The organism is Epilithonimonas sp. JDS (genome assembly GCF_021261315.1).
In the GTDB taxonomy this organism is placed as follows: Bacteria; Bacteroidota; Bacteroidia; order Flavobacteriales; family Weeksellaceae; genus Epilithonimonas.
This window is the reverse complement of sequence record NZ_JAJSAX010000006.1, coordinates 175,394-192,803: the sequence shown is the minus strand read 5'-3', so window position 1 is coordinate 192,803 and position 17,410 is coordinate 175,394. Positions and strand designations below refer to the sequence as shown.

Annotated in this window: 17 protein-coding genes and 1 riboswitch; of the genes, 14 read left to right on the top strand and 3 right to left on the bottom strand. The window is 37.1% G+C overall.

Features of this window, described 5'->3' with window-relative positions:
• Positions 1-342: 342 nt before the first annotated feature.
• From LUD75_RS15910 to LUD75_RS15900, 3 genes are all read right to left on the bottom strand, one after another.
• Complete coding sequence (locus LUD75_RS15910; protein WP_232706804.1) at positions 343-1,887, bottom strand: PglZ domain-containing protein; 1,545 nt, start codon at positions 1,885-1,887, stop codon at positions 343-345.
• Positions 1,888-2,033: 146 nt separating this feature from the next.
• Positions 2,034-3,590, bottom strand: a complete 1,557-nt coding sequence (locus tag LUD75_RS15905; RefSeq protein ID WP_232706803.1) for a ribonuclease E/G — start codon at positions 3,588-3,590, stop codon at positions 2,034-2,036.
• 233 nt (positions 3,591-3,823) lie between these two features.
• Complete coding sequence (locus LUD75_RS15900; protein WP_027383593.1) at positions 3,824-4,114, bottom strand: HU family DNA-binding protein; 291 nt, start codon at positions 4,112-4,114, stop codon at positions 3,824-3,826.
• A gap of 47 nt (positions 4,115-4,161) precedes the next feature.
• On the opposite strand from LUD75_RS15900, the gene mutY reads away from it, so the two are divergent.
• The 14 genes from mutY to rimM all read left to right on the top strand — a co-directional run bounded on the left by mutY (position 4,162) and on the right by rimM (position 17,407).
• On the top strand, positions 4,162-5,184 hold the full coding sequence (mutY, locus tag LUD75_RS15895) for an A/G-specific adenine glycosylase (protein ID WP_232706802.1): 1,023 nt from the start codon (positions 4,162-4,164) through the stop codon (positions 5,182-5,184).
• A 57-nt stretch (positions 5,185-5,241) separates the two neighbouring features.
• Complete coding sequence (locus LUD75_RS15890; protein WP_232706801.1) at positions 5,242-5,568, top strand: type II toxin-antitoxin system HigB family toxin; 327 nt, start codon at positions 5,242-5,244, stop codon at positions 5,566-5,568.
• A gap of 5 nt (positions 5,569-5,573) precedes the next feature.
• A complete protein-coding gene (locus tag LUD75_RS15885; protein WP_232706800.1) occupies positions 5,574-5,930 on the top strand; it encodes a helix-turn-helix domain-containing protein in 357 nt (118 codons plus the stop codon).
• A gap of 68 nt (positions 5,931-5,998) precedes the next feature.
• A riboswitch (cobalamin riboswitch) is annotated at positions 5,999-6,189 on the top strand.
• Positions 6,189-8,027 (top strand): TonB-dependent receptor, encoded by a 1,839-nt coding sequence (locus LUD75_RS15880; RefSeq protein ID WP_232706799.1) that lies wholly within the window; start codon positions 6,189-6,191, stop codon positions 8,025-8,027. (Overlaps the previous riboswitch by 1 nt.)
• A 73-nt stretch (positions 8,028-8,100) precedes the next feature.
• Positions 8,101-9,156 carry a DUF5074 domain-containing protein gene (locus LUD75_RS15875; RefSeq protein ID WP_232706798.1) on the top strand — a complete coding sequence of 352 codons (1,056 nt, stop codon included), beginning with the start codon at positions 8,101-8,103 and terminating at the stop codon, positions 9,154-9,156.
• A gap of 151 nt (positions 9,157-9,307) precedes the next feature.
• Positions 9,308-10,567, top strand: coding sequence for an NAD(P)/FAD-dependent oxidoreductase (locus LUD75_RS15870; RefSeq protein WP_232706797.1), 1,260 nt, complete (start codon positions 9,308-9,310; stop codon positions 10,565-10,567).
• 73 nt (positions 10,568-10,640) lie between these two features.
• On the top strand, positions 10,641-11,315 hold the full coding sequence (gene trmD / locus LUD75_RS15865) for a tRNA (guanosine(37)-N1)-methyltransferase TrmD (protein WP_232706796.1): 675 nt from the start codon (positions 10,641-10,643) through the stop codon (positions 11,313-11,315).
• A 43-nt stretch (positions 11,316-11,358) separates the two neighbouring features.
• Positions 11,359-12,414 carry a serine hydrolase domain-containing protein gene (locus LUD75_RS15860; protein ID WP_232706795.1) on the top strand — a complete coding sequence of 352 codons (1,056 nt, stop codon included), beginning with the start codon at positions 11,359-11,361 and terminating at the stop codon, positions 12,412-12,414.
• A 1-nt stretch (position 12,415) separates the two neighbouring features.
• Positions 12,416-13,090, top strand: coding sequence for an alpha/beta hydrolase (locus tag LUD75_RS15855; protein ID WP_232706794.1), 675 nt, complete (start codon positions 12,416-12,418; stop codon positions 13,088-13,090).
• A gap of 106 nt (positions 13,091-13,196) precedes the next feature.
• Complete coding sequence (locus tag LUD75_RS15850; protein ID WP_034970033.1) at positions 13,197-13,646, top strand: hypothetical protein; 450 nt, start codon at positions 13,197-13,199, stop codon at positions 13,644-13,646.
• 117 nt (positions 13,647-13,763) lie between these two features.
• Positions 13,764-14,276 (top strand): nitroreductase, encoded by a 513-nt coding sequence (locus tag LUD75_RS15845; RefSeq protein WP_232706793.1) that lies wholly within the window; start codon positions 13,764-13,766, stop codon positions 14,274-14,276.
• Positions 14,277-14,415: 139 nt separating this feature from the next.
• Positions 14,416-15,708 (top strand): deoxyribodipyrimidine photo-lyase, encoded by a 1,293-nt coding sequence (locus LUD75_RS15840; protein WP_232706792.1) that lies wholly within the window; start codon positions 14,416-14,418, stop codon positions 15,706-15,708.
• Positions 15,709-16,137: 429 nt separating this feature from the next.
• Entirely contained in the window at positions 16,138-16,710 is a 573-nt protein-coding gene (locus tag LUD75_RS15835; RefSeq protein WP_034970017.1) for a 30S ribosomal protein S16, read from the top strand.
• Between the two features lie 154 nt (positions 16,711-16,864).
• Complete coding sequence (gene rimM, locus LUD75_RS15830) at positions 16,865-17,407, top strand: ribosome maturation factor RimM (RefSeq protein WP_034976531.1); 543 nt, start codon at positions 16,865-16,867, stop codon at positions 17,405-17,407.
• Positions 17,408-17,410: the final 3 nt, after the last annotated feature.

Sequence of the window (17,410 nt, the reverse complement as noted above, 5' to 3'; positions counted from 1 at the left end):
TTTCTTAATTCCTTGTCTATTTTTTGACAGGGAATTTTTTAATTAGCCTTATCAAGGTTTTGAACTGTGACAAGGCTGTTTGTGCTATTTCATTTTGATTTTAGTTTGGACAAAAGAAATACCAGACCTCAACCTAGCCCCGATTGCAACGGCATCCTTTTTTGCTTTGTGATAATTCTCGTTTTGATGCCAAAACTTCTGAAAGCAAAAAAGATATAGTGGAAAGCGGGTTGGGAACGTCTAAAGAATTACAAAACTTGGTGCTCCCAAAAAATAAAAAGGCGGAAAAAGCATTCGCTCCTTCCGCCCCGGTAAACCCAAATCAAATAAACTATGAAAAAACTACTTGGGTTCTAGGATGCTTATCGGGATGATGACTTCCTCGAGGGAAATCCCACCGTGCTGATAAGTGTCTTTGTAATAATTCACAAAGTGATTATAGTTCTTTGGGTATGCTAAAAATATATTGTTCTTCGCAAATATATACTTTGAACTCAGATTTCCCTTTGGTAGAAATAGTTTGCCGGGATCGTTGATCGCCCAGACATCTTTGTCTTCGTAGGTTAAGCTTCGTCCTGTTTTGTATCTTATGTTGGTAGACGTTTCTCTGTCGCCAACTACCTTACTAGGTTTTTTAACATAAATTGTGCCGTGATCTGTTGTAATGACCAATTTGAATCCACTTTCTGCAGCAGCCTTGATAATTTTCAGTAAAGATGAATTTTCAAACCAGTTGTAAGTGAGTGATCTGAAGGTTTTATCGTCTCTAATCAATTGATTTACAATATTATTATCCGTTTTTGCATGAGACAGAATATCGATAAAGTTGTAAACGATGACCAAGAGATCATTATTTTTGTGCTGATTAAAATCCTCCAAAATCTTTTTCTCAAAGTCTGAATTAAGGATTTTCAGGTATTTCATAGATTTGCTGGAGAGTCCAAGACGTTTCATCTGATCTTCTAGAAAATCTCTTTCAAATTCGTTTTTGTTACCATCTTCGTTGTCATTGAACCAGTTGTTTGGGAATCTCTTCTCAATTTCTGACGGCATCAATCCTGCAAAAAATGAATTACGGGCGTATTGCGTTGCTGTCGGAAGAATACTGAAATAATAATCTTCGGATGTTTTGTTGTAGAATTTGGTAAACAATGGCTCTATCACTTTCCACTGGTCATATCTCAAATTGTCAACCATTAATAGAAGAACTTTTTCCTTTTCTAATTCCGGTTTCACTTTGTCTTTGAAAAGCGTGTGGCTCATCATCGGTTTATCGTTGCTGTGAAGCCATTCTTCGTAGTTATTTTCTATAAATTTTGAGAATTGGATATTGGCTTCTTCTTTCTGATTTTGAAGCAGATCGGCGAATTCGTTGTCCGAAACTTTATCAAATTTCACTTCCCAATTCAAGATCTTTTTATAATATTCTGCCCAATCCTGATAAGTTCTCAAATATGACAATTCCATACTGAGATTCCTGAATTCCTGTTGATAATCAACTATTGTTTTCTGCTCAACGAGAGATTCGCTTTGAAGGATTTTTTTGAGTGACAAAAGAACCTGGTTTGGATTCACAGGTTTTAAAATATAATCTTCGATCTGCGAGCCAATTGCCATTTCCATAATGTGCTCTTCCTCACTTTTGGTTACCATCACGATCTTGATGGCATTATCTTTTTCTTTGATCATTGGAATGGCTTCCAGACCGGAAATTCCAGGCATATTTTCATCAAGAAATGTCAGCACGAATCTTTCTTTTTCTATCAGTTCCAAAGCCTCATTTACGTTGTTCACGGGTGTTACATTATAACCTTTGTTTTCCAAAAAGACGATATGAGGTTTGAGAAGATCTACTTCATCATCGATCCATAAAATTTTTCCTGACATATATTTTTATTTAAGTTTAAAGTATCAAAATTATGACCAAAATATCACAATAATATTTAAATAACAGATTGTAGGCGTTAAATATTAGTTAAAGGAAAAAGAAATAAAAAAAACTTTGCCGCTGCCGACAAAGTTTATAATTTTTATTAATTGGAAAAGCTGATCAATTCCTTTTTCTGAGCGTTGTAGAGATGGAACTCCAACATCTTGAAAGAATCTCTAGGAATGATAGTTACCCATTTTTTGTATTTTAGGAACCATTTGTTTTGGATGCTTGCCAGACCTTTCGTCAAATAAGCTTCCACAAACGGATGCACGTGAAGGAAAAGTTTTCCTTTCTCTGTCGCCATAATTGTTCTGATGGAATCTTCCATCTTTTCGATGATCACGATCGGAGCGATAATTTCGCCGTCCTTGTTGGGATTTTCTTCGTTGGTTTCGATGCTTTTTTCTGCGCGCACACGCTGTCTTGTCATTTGGATCAGACCAAACTTCGAAGGTGGGAGAATCTTGTGTCTTGCCTTGTCACGCTTCATCTCGTCTCGGAAATGTTCGTACAGTTCCTTTCTATGTTCCGCATCCACCATATCAATGAAATCCACCACGATGATTCCGCCCATATCCCGAAGACGAAGCTGTCTTGCAATTTCTGTGGCCGCCATTTTATTGACTGTCAAAGCGTGCATTTTGTTGGTTGATGACGATGAAATATTGTTTCCGGAGTTCACATCCACCACGTGAAGGGCTTCTGTATGCTCGATCACGAGATAAGCACCTTTTGACGCAGGAATATTCACGTGTTTTCCGAAACTCTGCTTCAACTGTTTTTCAACATTGTAATATTCCAAAAGTGGAATATGAGAATCGTAAAACTGAACGATATTTTTTCTTTCAGGAGCAATGACTTCGATGTAAGCTTTCATATCCTCCACCATTTTCTCATCATCACAAATGATGCTTACGAAATCCTGGTTGAAGTTGTCCCTCAAAATAGAAGATGCTTTGTCCTCCTCGCTCAGAACCTTGCTTGGAACTTTATTTTTCTGGATATTCTTGAAAGTCGTTTCCCACTTCTTCACTAGCTGATTCATGTCATTATGAAGTTCAGCCACTTTTTTTCCTTCAGCCACCGTCCTGATAATGACACCAAAACCTTCCGGGCGAATGCTTTCAATCAAAGTTTTGAGGCGTTCTTTTTCAGCGCCGTCGCTCACTTTTTTGGAAATCGAAATTTTATTATCAAAAGGAATCAGGACCAAAAATCTTCCTGTAAGAGAGATCTGCGTAGAAATACGTGGTCCTTTCGTAGAGATTGGCTCTTTGGTGATTTGAAGTAATACAATGTCGCCTGCTGTCAGCACTTTGTCCACCGTTCCCATCTTGTCGATGTCTTTGGAATGTTCGGCGTTTTTGAGACTTGGCGTCTGTTGTTTTTTGGAAATGGTATTTTTCAGGAATTTCTGGTAAGACAGAAATTGAGGTCCAAGATCCTGATAATGCAGGAATGCATCTTTGTCTGTTCCGATGCTTACGAAAGCAGCGTTTAAGTTCGGGGCAAGTTTTTTTATTTTCCCTAAAAAAAGGTCACCAACTACAAAATCGGATTTGGTTTTCTGCTCGTGAAGTTCAAAAAGGCGTCCATCTTCCAACAATGCGATCTTTGAAGCGTCTTCCTCATTGGAAATTATCAGTTCTTTCTTCATAACTTCATAAACTGGTTTTTTTACTAAGATTAGGTTGTAAATATAAAACAAAAATATAGTTGGCAATAGAACCAACTATATTTATATGTGTAAGACGTTAAAATAATAAATTATTTCTTCTTGTGTCTGTTTGCTCTTCTTCTTTTCTTTCTTTTGTGAGTTGCAACCTTATGTCTCTTTCTTTTTTTTCCGCTTGGCATAATTTATATTTTTATACGTTTATATTCTATTGATTATTTAACTGCAACTTTAGTTTTAACTTTCTCTACAAAAGTTTTTGAAGGTTTGAAAGCCGGAATATTGTGAGCAGGGATTTCAATTGCTGTATTCTTAGAAATGTTTCTTCCTGTCTTAGCCGCTCTTGTTTTGATGATAAAAGAACCAAAGCCTCTTAAGTAAACATTGTCTCCATTATACATAGAGGTTCTGATTTCCTGCATGAATGCTTCTATAACTTTCTGTGTATCATTCTTTTCTACTCCCAGCTTGTTCGAGATGGTATTTACCAATTCTGCCTTTGTCATTTTATAATTTTCTTTATATTTTTGGTGTGCAAATATAAGACATATTTTTGAAAACAAACAAACAAAATGCTGATTTTCTTCACATTGGGAAAAAGCTAATAAAGTGGTATGATACTAATGCCAGACAACTTCCCTGGAGAGAAAACCAGCATCCTTATAATATATGGATCTGCGAAATTCTTTTGCAGCAGACTCAGGTAAAACAAGGTCTCGGACATTACCTCAGATTCATAGAAAGATTCCCGCATGTTGAGGAACTTCACAAGGCTTCAGAAGATGAAGTTTTGTTGTACTGGAAAGGCTTGGGCTATTATTCGAGAGCAATCAATCTTCATAAGGCGGCGCATCAGATTGTAGAAGATTTTGACGGCAAATTCCCGAATCATTACAACGATATTCTGAAACTGAAAGGCGTTGGAAAATATACAGCTGCTGCAGTCGCAAGTATTTGTTTTGATGAAAAGATCCCAGCGATTGATGGCAATTTCTATCGTGTTTTGTCACGGATTTTTGCGGATGATTTTGATATGTCGAGTTCCAAAGCGTTTCAATATTTTACTGATTTGGCTTTATTAATCATGCCGGAGGACAAACCCGGGGATTTTAATCAGGCCATTATGGACATTGGTTCGGAAATCTGTAAACCAAGAAATCCACTTTGCCCGGAATGCCCCGTGAACGATGATTGCATCGCTTATCAAACGGGAAGAATAGCAGAATTCCCAGTCAAAACGAAGAAGGCAAAAGTCACAGATCTGAGCTTGAAATATTACTTCATCAAATTTCAAAACCAATTTCTCATTAAACAGAGAGGAAATGACTTCATCTGGAAAAAACTGTACGAATTTCCTACTTCTGTTCCTACAGAATGGGAAGAATTAATTGTCAATTCGAAGATCATCAATCATAAACTGACGCATAAAAATATGACGATAGAAATCAATACCATTGAATTGGAAACGAAAAAAGAGTTGAAGAAATTTGCTTCGGAAAATGATTTTCTAATAGTAGATCAAGATGAAGCTGATCAGAAATCTTTCCCAAAACCTTTGCAGGATTTTTGGATTTAAAATATTAGAAAACAATAAAAGTTTGCAAATTGAAAACTTTAATTTTATCTTTGTCCTATGAAAATCCTTGTAAAGAAAACAATTTTATTTTACACAGAAAAATATCCGGCTGCTAGAACACAACTCTTAATCTGGCATAATGAGTTTTCAAAAATGAATTTTCATAATTATAATGACCTCAAAAAGGTTTATGGAAATGCCAGCATTGTAAGCAATAACAGAGTTGTTTTTAATATTAAAGGAAATGATTTTCGACTGGTTGTTTCGATCAATTTTTCGCAGACTGCTTGTTATGTAATTTGGTTTGGAAGTCATAAGGAATATGACAAAATTAACGTTGAAACGATCGCTTTTGATGTTGCGATATTAAATTATAAAAAATAGTATTAATGACTTGGAAAGTAATAAAAACGGAAGAAGATTATAAAAAAGCTTCACTTAGATTGATGGAAATTTTCCACGCAGAACAGAATACGCCAGAAGCGGACGAACTGGATTTACTAATGGTTTTGGTCAAAGATTATGACGAAAAACATTATCAATTACCCGAACTTGATGCCTTAGAAGTGATTAAATATAAAATGGAAGAAATGGGAATGAAAGCCAAAGATCTCGAACCGATCATTGGGAGCAAAGGCCACGTTTCCGCCATCCTTTCCGGCAAGCGGGAAATCACCTTGAAAATGGCGCAAAAGCTTAAAAATTATTTCCGTATTCCTGCCGAAGTTTTTCTTCACAATGCCTGATTTGGATTGGAGAGTTTTTGAAGTCAGAGAGTTTTTTTTCAACAAAATTATTATAACAATTTAATTTCTATATTTGCCGAGAATTTGGTTCCCGAATGTTTCGGGATTAAAAGGGAATGAAGCGCAATTCTTCAACTGTCCCCGCAACTGTAAATCGCAACAAAGTATTTTGCAATCTTTGCCATTGCCCGCCTTAGGCGGGTGAGAAGGCGCAAAATCAGCGAAAGTCAGGAGACCTGCCAGAAAAAAAATTAGTCAATGCTTTCGGAGGAAAGGCAGGTCATTATGAAACGTCTATTTACACTTTTTTCTCTGTTAATCTTGCATCAATATTCCGCTCAGGAAACTTTGATCGATACTGTATTTATTGATAACCAATACAATAAAGTAGAGAAAACAGCAAAAATATCGAATCTGAGTTCTGATCAGATTTTAGAAAATTCGACATCACTTTCGGATCTTCTGAGATTTCAATCCAACATTTACATCAAGGAAAATGGTCGTGGCGCAACCTCTTCGCCTTCGTTTCGTGGAACCGGAGCGCCAAGAACGGCTTTTGTATGGAATGGAATTAATGTGAATTCTATTTTTCTTGGTCAGGGCGATATTAATAATCTTAATCCGTTGAGTTATGATAATGTCGGAATTAAATTTGGTGGCGGAAGTGTGATCTACGGAAGCGGCGCAATTGGCGGCTCGATTCACCTTAATAATACGCTGGATTTTGACAAAGGATTTCACGGAACATTGTTTTCGGAATATGGCTCTTTTGGAACTTTTAATTCATTAATCAAAACAAAATACAGCAACGAGAAATTGAGCTTCAGCTTTTCTGCAAATCATTCTCAAAGTGAAAATGATTATGAAGTTTCCGAAAAGAAATTCATCAACAGAAACGGAGAATATCAAAATACGGGATTCAATCTTGGTTTGGCTTATAAAACAGATCAGAATAACGAATTTTATCTTCAAACCCAACATTACGACAGCGATCAGCACTACCCTATTTTTGATGAAAATCAAACCAAAACAAAATATCAGGTTCAGACTTTGCGAAGTTTAGCCGGCTGGAAACTTAATTCAAACAAGATAAAAAACGATTTGAAGCTGGTTTATCTGGAAGACAACTTTCAGTATTTTGGAGACATTAATCAAGCAAAAGCCAGCGGCGGAACAGGAAAACAATACATCGTGCGAAATGACCTCGATTATTCAGTTTCAAAACAATCTTCTTTCAATTTAATTTCGGAATATCAATATAAACAGGGCGAAGGCTACCAATCCGGAATCCAAAATCCGAAAAGAAACGAATTCAACCTTTCTTTGCTTTACAGAAACGGAAATCAGGAAAAATTCTATTGGGAACTGGGTGCAAAATATGATTTTGTGGAAGGTTTTGAAAGTCCGTTTTTGTTCTCAGCGAGCGGAAAATTTAAGGTAAATAATTGGTACCAGACTTCAATCAATATTTCCAGAAATTTCAAAGCGCCAACTTTCAATGATTTGTATTGGCAGCCAGGCGGAAATCCGGATTTGAAAGCGGAAACATCGTATCAGGCAGAGATGTCGCATTACTTCAGTTACAGAAATTTTAAATTGGGAATCACGCCGTATTATATGCAGGCAAAGGATCTGATCCAGTGGATTCCAATGTCTTCCGGTATTTGGTCGCCTGTCAATGTAAGAGATGTTGATTTTTATGGTCTTGAAACCGAATTATCGTTTAATAAAAACTGGACAAATCAGAAATTGAAATCTCAAATCAGCTATTCTTATACAAGATCTACTGATCAGGAAACAAAGAAACAACTGAGTTATGTTCCGTTTAATCAGATTAATTTCAATACCAATTATCAATATAAAATGGTTGGCTTATTCGTTCAGGCTTTGTATAACAGCAAAATCTATACAGACAACGATGAGAATCGTTTTATAGATGACTACTTAATTTTAAATGCCGGAATTACTATTAATCCAATTAAAAATATTCAGATTGGCTTCAAGGTCAATAATATAACGGATATGGTGTATGCAACGGTAGATTACTACTTTATGCCAAAAAGGAATTATGCTGTCAGCCTGAATTTAAATTTTTAAAACAATAAATATATAATGAACCCAGCAATTTGCGGTAAACATTATTCAAATAAAAACAATAAATAAATATATTATGAAATTCAACAGATTTTTAACCGCAGTTTTTGCATCAGCCCTTTTGGTTGTTGCATCTTGTAATGACGATGACGAGATTTACAACAATCAGGAAACTTCTTACAGTGGGATTCTGGTTGTCAATGAGGGTTCATTTACAAAACCAGATGCCAGCGTAGACTTTCTTTCTTCAGATTTAAGTGAAGGAAAATCGGACATTTACACAAAGGCAAATAACGAAAATCTTGGAGACGTTCTCCAAACGATCGGTTTCAAAGGGACTAATGCTTATTTGGTTGTTAACAACAGCAACAAAATTGTGATCGCAAACCGTTTCAATTTTAGCAAAAATACAACTGTCACTTCCAATCTTGTAGGTCCAAGATACATCGCATTTACAGAAAGCCAGTATTACGTTACAAACTATGATTTTGCCAATGTAAAAAAGTTGAACATCTACAACAATGCAGACAATACATTCATAAAAAGCATCAACTTTGACCGTTACGCAGAAAAAGTAGTGGAAGCAGGTGGAAACATCGTTGTACAGACAGATGGAACTCTTTACAATTTTGCAACCAACTCTATGGACATTACAGGTCACACGATAACGATTGTAAAACCGTCTACCAATGCTATCGACAAGACAGTTATATTGCCAGATTCAGGAGCAATTTCTGATCTTATTTCTTACGAAGGCTATGCTTACGCTTTATCTTCGGGGAATACAGATTCTTACATTTATAAGATCAATGCAGCAGACGGAACTTTTACTGTAACTACGCTTACCGGAATTCCAAACGTTCAGAAATTAAGAATCGAATCTGGCAACTTCTATTTCTTAGATGGTGCTAACAAGGTTTATTCTAAGAACATGTCATCAGCAACCTCTGCTGTCACTACATTATTCACAACACCGGCTTATTCTTACAGTTTTAATGTGATAGACGGGAAGATTTTTGTATCCAATTCGAGTTTTAGCGGAGAAAGTACATCTTATGTTTATTCACTAAGCGGAAATCAAATCAAATCGTTCAAATCCGGAATCGGAACGAATGGTTTCTATAAAAATTAATTTTTCATCATTTGTGTTTTTAGGGGTCCTGTCAGATTATTCTGGCAGGGCTCTTTTTTATTTTAAAAAATGTTTTTTTTAATAAATTTCAAGCATAATATTTGCTGACTCACAAGCCAAATAAAAACCTTAATTTTATAAAAAATTCGCAATGAGGGAAAAGATTGTCATTATCGGAGGTGGTTTCGCAGGTTTGCAGCTTGCAAGGAATCTTAATAATCAGGGAAAATATAAAGTGATGGTCATAGATAAAATGAACCACCATATGTTCCAGCCTCTCTTCTACCAAGTGGCAACAGGAAGAATCGAACCTTCCAATATCTCCTTCCCTTTCAGAAAAATCTTTCAGAAATCTAAGAATATCCAATTCCGGATGACTGAAGTCAAAAAGATTATTCCGTCCGAAAACAAAGTGATTGGCGAAGACGGCGTTTTCACGTATGACAAACTCGTGATCGCAACAGGCTGTAAAACCAACTTTTTCGGCAACGAAAAAATGCAGGATTTGGCGCTCGGAATGAAAAATACCCAGGAAGCCATTACGATCCGAAATCATATCTTAATGACTTTCGAGAAAATGATTATTGAAAGGAAAGCCAGTGATGATGGGAACTGGAATCTCGTAATTGTAGGCAGCGGACCAACCGGCGTGGAATTGGCAGGTGCATTTTCTGAAATGAAATCCAGCATCTTGCCAAGAGATTATCCGAGAATGAATTTCTCCGATCTTAATATCATTCTAATAAGTTCGAGCGACAAACCTTTGGACGCCATGAGCCAGGAATCTCAGGATGCAGCGGAGAAATATCTGATCCAGCTGGGTGTCAACTTTATGAAAAACGAACGTGTGACGGATTATGACGGCGAAGTGATTTATATGAAAAGCGGTAACTCTATCCCAACCAATAATGTAATCTGGGCAGCGGGCGTTACAGGAAATATCATTGATGATTTTAATATAGAAAACCTTGTCAGAAACCGATATATCGTTGACCGGTACAACAAAGTCAAAGGTTTCGATAATATCTTTGCCATTGGCGACATAGCATATATGGAGACGCCAAAGTATCCACAAGCGCATCCACAGTTAGCAAATGTGGCCATTAATCAAGGGAAAAATCTGGCTAGGAATTTCAAAAAAGAGTCGGAAAAAGACTGGACAGAATATGAATATATTGACCGTGGATCGATGGCGACTATTGGAAAACACCGCGCAGTTGTCGACCTTCCTAAATTTAAATTTCAGGGATTTCTTGCTTGGTATTTCTGGATGTTCTTACATTTGATGCTGATTCTGAGCGTTAGAAATAAGCTGGCCATTTTCTTCAACTGGATGTGGAGTTACATCAACAAAGATTCTTCATTAAGGTTGATCATTGCGCCATCAAGAAAAAACGCTACAGAACAGTAATATAATCGATAGTTGATAAATGATAATTGATTGCAATTCATCACTTATCATTCATCATTCATCATTTATAATTATGCGAATAGACATCATAAGTGTACTTCCAGAACTGATGGAAAGCCCATTCCAAACCTCGATTTTGAAAAGAGCGATGGAAAAAGGATTGGCAGAAGTGCATTTTCACAATATCAGAGATTGGAGCACCAACAAACACCGCAAAGTCGATGACGAACCGTACGGCGGTGGCGCAGGAATGATAATGACAGTCGAACCTTTGGACAACTGCATCTCCGACCTAAAATCGCAAAGAGATTACGACGAGATCATCTACCTCACACCAGAGGGCGAAACTTTGAATCAAAGAATTGCGAATACTTTATCTATCAAAAAAAATCTGATTTTCCTTTGTGGACATTACAAAGGCGTTGACCAACGAGTTCGTGACCTTCACATCACGAAAGAAATTTCCATCGGCGACTACGTTTTGACTGGCGGAGAATTGGCGGCCTGTGTTTTGGCAGATTCCGTCATCCGACTTTTGCCTGGCGTTTTGAATGATGAACAAAGTGCTTTGACGGATAGTTTCCAAGATAATCTTCTTTCGCCTCCAATCTACACAAGACCAGAAACTTACAAAGGTTTATCTGTTCCAAAAATCTTGTTAAGCGGAAATACTTCAGCCATTGAAGATTGGTTGCACGATGAAGCAGTGAGAGTGACGAAGGAAAGACGACCTGACCTTTTGGAATAATTTCAGGAAAAAACCAAACTTTTAACCAATTTCAAAAACACAAATGAGACACTTTTTCAAATTGGCTGGCTTTGTTGTCGCTATTTTATTGACATCTTGTAAAGCCGAAGCACAACGAAAAGACGATTATTCATCCAAAATCGACAGCTTAATCAAGGGCAAAACGCTACGAACTTTCAACGGCGTTGTTTTCATTCAACAAAATGGAAAAGAAAAATATTCTAAGGCTTTTGGTTACGTGGATTTCAACAAGAAAACGCCTTTGAAAATTAAGGATAGATTTTCGACAATGTCCATCGCCAAGCAGATTACAGCAACCTTGATTTTGCAAGAAGTTGAAAAAGGAACGATTGATTTGCACGTCCCAATTCGGAAATATTTGCCGGATTTCGAATATTCGTGGGCAGATACCATTACCGTTCATCACTTATTGAATCATACTTCGGGACTTTACAGCGATGATTTGAAACCAACTTTGAAATTGAAAACGGGAACGGAATTCAGTTATTCCAATGTCGGATATTCTGTCGCGGGATTGGTCTTGGAAAAACAAAGTGGGAAAAGTTACGAGGAATTGGTGACGGCATTATTCAAAAAATGCAAAATGAATGACAGTGCTTATCCTAACGAAAACAATAGTAAACTTTTGACAAAAGGCCACACCATTAGAAAAGACGGCAGTTTCAAAATGAATGAAAAATCAAGTTTTGATACTTCGTATTATTTTGGAAGTCATCTGATTGTGACCGCACCCGATTTAGCCAAATGGAACGAAGCTTTGCACAACGGCAAACTTTTGAAACTAGAAACTTATAAATTAATGACCAATTATTCTGTAACGGCAACACATCAACTCTTTGGTGAAAATCCGATTGGTTATGGCTACGGTTTGAGAATCAATGACAAGGGCAACATCAACGAAATTGGGCACACAGGTTTTCATCCAGGTGAAGGTTTTACGGCGGTCAATTTATATTATCCGAAGACCAAAACGAGCATCATAGTAATGGAAAATGTGGCGAATGAGAATTTTGATATTGCTTATTATTTTGAGCAGGAAATCAGAAAAATTGTATTAGAAAGTAAACTTCTAAAATAATATGAAAAAGCTTATAAACCTTATTCCGCTTGTACTTTTTCTGATTTTTACCAGCTGTAATTCCAATAAAGAAGCTCAAAAATCTGAAACCGAAAAAGATTATATTTTCTTTATTCATAATAAATTTCTGGAAGAAAATCCAGATGGAACTTTCGCAGATAAATACAACGTAACAGTTGATTACAAAGGCATTTTACAGTCTTTCAAAAATGACGGCTTTGTGGTTTTCAGCGAAAAAAGAAATCCAAAAGCCAATGAACGTGCATTTGCAAACAAAGTCGTTTCTCAAATCGACAGTTTAATTTCAAAAGGTGTTCAGCCCAATCACATCACGGTTATCGGAACTTCAAAAGGTGGTTACATTGCACAATTTGTTTCCACTTTTGCGAAAAATCCGGATTTGAATTTTGTTTTCATCGGCAGTTTTCAGGATTCTGATATTGAAGAAATTCCAACAATCCAGTTCTGTGGGAATATTTTGACAATCTATGAGAAATCTGACATATTTGGTGTTTCAGCAATTAGGCGAAAGGAAACTTCGAAGTTAAAAGTTAATCATTTTAAAGAAATCGAATTGAACACAGGATTGAAACACGGATTTCTATACATCGCTTCTGATGAATGGATAAAACCTTGCAAAATGTGGGCGAAACGAAATTATGAATTGAGTCAGTAAAATCTCAATGACAAAAGACAAAAAGCCTTGTCAAGGTTCAAAACCTTGATAAGGCTAATATTTCGATTCCAAAAAATAATTTTTATCTTTATTCAAAATTGGATTTATGCAGAAGACGGTTTACGATAAAAGTGAGTTGCGCAATTTTGTGAATGACAGCATTTCGGGGAAAGTGAAGACGCTTGAGTTTTACCTCAATTTCTCTCTGGAAGCCAGCCGGGACATCAAGAAAACTTCAAAATACGATTCGATAAGAGAAGAAATCCAGGAGGAAATTTATCTCTTGGACAAACAAATGGTTTCGCTGAAAAATATGCAACGCGAAATGCGAAGAGTCCTGAACTCCGTTTCCGACAAGGTGAAACTCGGTTCGCTGGTCATCACAAACAAAGCCCGTTTTTACATATCGGTTTCTTTGGGGGAATTTTTCTTCCAAGGCGACCGCTTCTACGCCATCTCGCCAGAAAGTCCAATGGCACAAACGATGATGGGAATGCAAGCCGGCGATTCCTTTGTCCTCAATAAAATCGGACAGGAAATTGTGGAGGTGTTTTAAAATTCCCATCCTTTGGAGGGGTGGCGAAAATTTGAAAAATTTTTGACGGGGTGGTTACTACTTGACTCTTTTTTCTTTCCTCTTTGCTCTTTTATCTTTCTTCCCGTATCTTTGAATATGGAAAACGCTAAAATTTTAAAAAACATCATAGAAGAGCGCAGAAGCATCTTCCCAAAAGATTACACCGACAAAGAAATCCCTCAACATATTCTTGACGAAATACTAAGCAACGCCGTTCTGGCGCCCAATCACAAGCGCACAAAACCTTGGCGTTTCAAGACTTTCAAAGGTGAGGAAAAACAAAAGCTTGGATTGGAACTTCAAAATATTTATAAAAATTCGACGGCGGAAGCTCAGTTTCTTCAAAAGAAATATGATGATATTGGATTCAAGATTTCGAAGGCGAATGTTGTGGTTTCAATTGTTGTCAATTTCAGTGGATTGGTTCCGGATTGGGAGGAGATTTCGGCCGTTTCTATGGCGGTTCAGAATATGTATTTGACTTGTACGGCAAATAATATCGGTTGCTACTGGAGTTCACCAAAAATCGTTGAGCAACTGAAAAATGCTTTGACCATCGAAGAAAACCAGCAATGTTTGGGATTGCTCTATATGGGAAGTTTGGAATAATTTTTATTTCATAAATTTTTTACTCTCGCAGATTTAGCAAATCCAGCAAATTTTCATTATCGGTTAATCTGCAAAATCTGCCCAATCAGCGAGAAATATTTATGACATTTAAATTCTTAATTCATTTTAAACTTCATCAATGCAAAAAGTTTCAATATTCTGGTTTCGACGCGACCTTCGTTTGGAAGACAACAAAGGTCTGTACGAAGCTTTGAAGTCCGTCGAGAAAGTGATTCCGATTTTTATTTTCGATAAGGAAATCCTGGGGCAGCTTGAAGATAAATATGACCGACGTGTCGATTACATTCATCAGGTTTTGGAAAAAATCAATCTTGAACTGAAAGAATCCGGAAGCAATCTTCTGACTTTCCACGGAAAACCATTGGAAATTTTCAAACAACTGCAGAAGGATTATGATTTGAAATCCGTCTATTGCAATCGGGATTATGAACCGTCAGCTATTAAAAGAGATGAGGAAATAAATAAATTTCTCAATACTAAAAAGATTGATTTCGTTGATTTTAAAGACCAAGTTATATTTGAAAAAAATGAAGTTTCAAAAGACAACGGCGAACCTTACACGGTTTACACACCTTTCTCCAACAAATGGAAAAAACTTCTGACCGAAGACGGTTACAAATCGGTTAAGATTGATAAAACCCAATTTCTGAATTTACCTTCGAAGAAAATACTGAGCTTAAAAGAAATCGGATTTGAGAAAACAGATTTTGATTTTGAAGAACCAACGCTGGAATCGAAAATCATAGATGACTACGATAAAAAAAGAGATTTCCCGGCTTTGGATGCGACGACGCATTTGGGAATTGCGCTCAGGTTTGGAACCATCTCCGTTCGCAAATGCGTGAAATTCGCCTTAAGTCACAACGAAACTTGGCTTAATGAATTGATTTGGCGGGAGTTCTTTATGCAAATCCTATTTCACTTTCCGAAGGTTGTCAATTATTGTTTCAAAGAGAAATACGAAAATATCCCGTGGCGGAACAACGAATCCGAATTTGAAAAATGGAGCAACGGCGAAACTGGGTATCCCATCGTAGATGCAGGAATGCGCCAACTAAACCAAACCGGCAGAATGCACAACAGAATCCGAATGGTCACTGCGAGTTTTCTCACAAAACATCTTTTGATTGACTGGCGCTGGGGCGAAGCTTATTTTGCGAAGAAATTGTTGGACTATGATTTGTCAGCCAACAACGGAAACTGGCAATGGGCGGCAGGTTGTGGTTGCGATGCGGCGCCGTATTTCCGGGTTTTCAATCCAGATGAGCAGACGAAAAAGTTTGACAAAGATTTGAAGTACATCCGAAAATGGAATCCTGATTTTGAAAAAGACATTGTGGAGAACCGAATCGTGGAGCATAAATTTGCGAGGGAAAGAGCTTTGGAGACTTATAAGAAAGCTTTAAAATAATGTTTTTAACCACAAAAGTCACAAAAGTTTTTAACACTTAAGTTGATGATAAGATTTGTGAGGTAGTTCAATTAAGGACACATAAGTTTTGGAAATCTTCCATTCTTTGATGACTTAATTGTTTGATTAGAATTGTTCATAACTATCTAAATTTTCAAGAATTGTTGATTGGATGACAAATCCCATAGCCCTGATTGCAGTGGAAATCCCACAGCAGGCGTTGGGAAAAGCCAGGCGCGAGGAATTGCAACGGAAAGCAGGTTCCCGGCTCCGAAGATTCAAAGTTTTTTTATTCGATATTCGAGGTTTGAAAAAACTTCTGACATCTGACTTCCAACTTCTAACTAAAATTTTTCGTAATCGAAAATTTTGTATATCTTTGCACACTTAATATTTAACCGGGACGTGTTCCCACAATTTTAAAATTATATGTCAGTAAAAATCAGATTACAAAGACACGGTTCGAAAGGAAAACCTTTCTTCCACATCGTAGTTGCGGATGCAAGAGCTAGAAGAGATGGTAGATTCATCGAAAAATTAGGTACTTACAACCCAATTACAAACCCAGCAACTATCGATTTGAACGTTGATTCTGCTGTTAAATGGTTGAACAACGGTGCACAGCCAACTGACACTGCAAGAGCTATCCTTTCTTACAAAGGTGCTTTGTACAAAAAACACCTTCAAGGTGGTGTGGCTAAAGGTGCTTTTGACGAGGCTGAAGCTGAGAAGAGATTCGCTGCTTGGGTTGACGCTAAAGATGCTAAAGTACAAGGTAAAGTTGAAGGTTTATCTACAGCAAAATCTGACGCTAAGAAAGCGGCTTTGGAAGCTGAAGCCAAAGTAAACCAAGCAAGAATTGACGCTGCTGCGAAAGCTGAAGCTGATGCAAAAGCTGCTGAAGAGGCTGCAAACGCACCTGCTGAAGAAGTTGCAACTGAAGAAACTGCGACTGAAGAACCAACTGCTGAAGCAGAAGGAACTGAAGAAACTCAGGCGTAATTCTTTACAAAAAGATACAATCTCAAAGACACGATAATCTCGTGTCTTTGTTGTTTAATAAAAATCAATTTGTTTCCCCAGCCCTAAAGGGAGCAAATTGATTTTCATTCCACCCTTTAGGGCTGGGGAAAGAAGAAAATTAATCTTTGAAATAATGAGAAAAGAAGACTGCTATTTTTTAGGAACCATTACCAGAACGCACGGACTGCAAGGAAACGTCATCCTGAAATTGGACACAGACCAACCTGAAATGTACGATAAACTGACATCGATTTTTTTGGAAATCAATGGATTGCTGGTTCCGTTTTTTGTTGAAAAACAGCAGTGGCAGAGAGGCGACACAAAAATCCTTTCTTTCAAAAATTCTTCCGAAGCCTTGGTGAATCAGACCATTGGGAAAGGTGTTTACCTCCCACTTTCTACCCTTCCGCCTTTGACGGGGAAAAAATTCTATTACCACGAGGTTGTCGGTTTCGAAATCCGTGAAGAGGATGGAAAATCTTGCGGAACGATTGTTTCCATCAACGATATGACGGCTCAGAATTATTTCATTCTGAATCTTGCCGGAAAAGAAATCATCATTCCACTTATCAAAGATTGGATTCTTGAGGTAAATCGTGAAGAGAAATTCATCAAAATGTTTTTACCGGAAGGTTTGATGGATGTTTTCTTGGTGCCTTCGAAAAAGGATGAGTAATTC

Coding starts and splice junctions, on each gene's coding strand:
- LUD75_RS15910 (WP_232706804.1), bottom strand. CDS start 1,887: ATGTCAGGAAAAATTTTATGGATCGATGATGAAGTAGATCTTCTCAAA.
- LUD75_RS15905 (WP_232706803.1), bottom strand. CDS start 3,590: ATGAAGAAAGAACTGATAATTTCCAATGAGGAAGACGCTTCAAAGATC.
- LUD75_RS15900 (WP_027383593.1), bottom strand. CDS start 4,114: ATGACAAAGGCAGAATTGGTAAATACCATCTCGAACAAGCTGGGAGTA.
- LUD75_RS15890 (WP_232706801.1), top strand. CDS start 5,242: ATGAAAATCCTTGTAAAGAAAACAATTTTATTTTACACAGAAAAATAT.
- LUD75_RS15885 (WP_232706800.1), top strand. CDS start 5,574: ATGACTTGGAAAGTAATAAAAACGGAAGAAGATTATAAAAAAGCTTCA.
- LUD75_RS15880 (WP_232706799.1), top strand. CDS start 6,189: ATGCTTTCGGAGGAAAGGCAGGTCATTATGAAACGTCTATTTACACTT.
- LUD75_RS15875 (WP_232706798.1), top strand. CDS start 8,101: ATGAAATTCAACAGATTTTTAACCGCAGTTTTTGCATCAGCCCTTTTG.
- LUD75_RS15870 (WP_232706797.1), top strand. CDS start 9,308: ATGAGGGAAAAGATTGTCATTATCGGAGGTGGTTTCGCAGGTTTGCAG.
- trmD (WP_232706796.1), top strand. CDS start 10,641: ATGCGAATAGACATCATAAGTGTACTTCCAGAACTGATGGAAAGCCCA.
- LUD75_RS15860 (WP_232706795.1), top strand. CDS start 11,359: ATGAGACACTTTTTCAAATTGGCTGGCTTTGTTGTCGCTATTTTATTG.
- LUD75_RS15855 (WP_232706794.1), top strand. CDS start 12,416: ATGAAAAAGCTTATAAACCTTATTCCGCTTGTACTTTTTCTGATTTTT.
- LUD75_RS15850 (WP_034970033.1), top strand. CDS start 13,197: ATGCAGAAGACGGTTTACGATAAAAGTGAGTTGCGCAATTTTGTGAAT.
- LUD75_RS15845 (WP_232706793.1), top strand. CDS start 13,764: ATGGAAAACGCTAAAATTTTAAAAAACATCATAGAAGAGCGCAGAAGC.
- LUD75_RS15840 (WP_232706792.1), top strand. CDS start 14,416: ATGCAAAAAGTTTCAATATTCTGGTTTCGACGCGACCTTCGTTTGGAA.
- LUD75_RS15835 (WP_034970017.1), top strand. CDS start 16,138: ATGTCAGTAAAAATCAGATTACAAAGACACGGTTCGAAAGGAAAACCT.
- rimM (WP_034976531.1), top strand. CDS start 16,865: ATGAGAAAAGAAGACTGCTATTTTTTAGGAACCATTACCAGAACGCAC.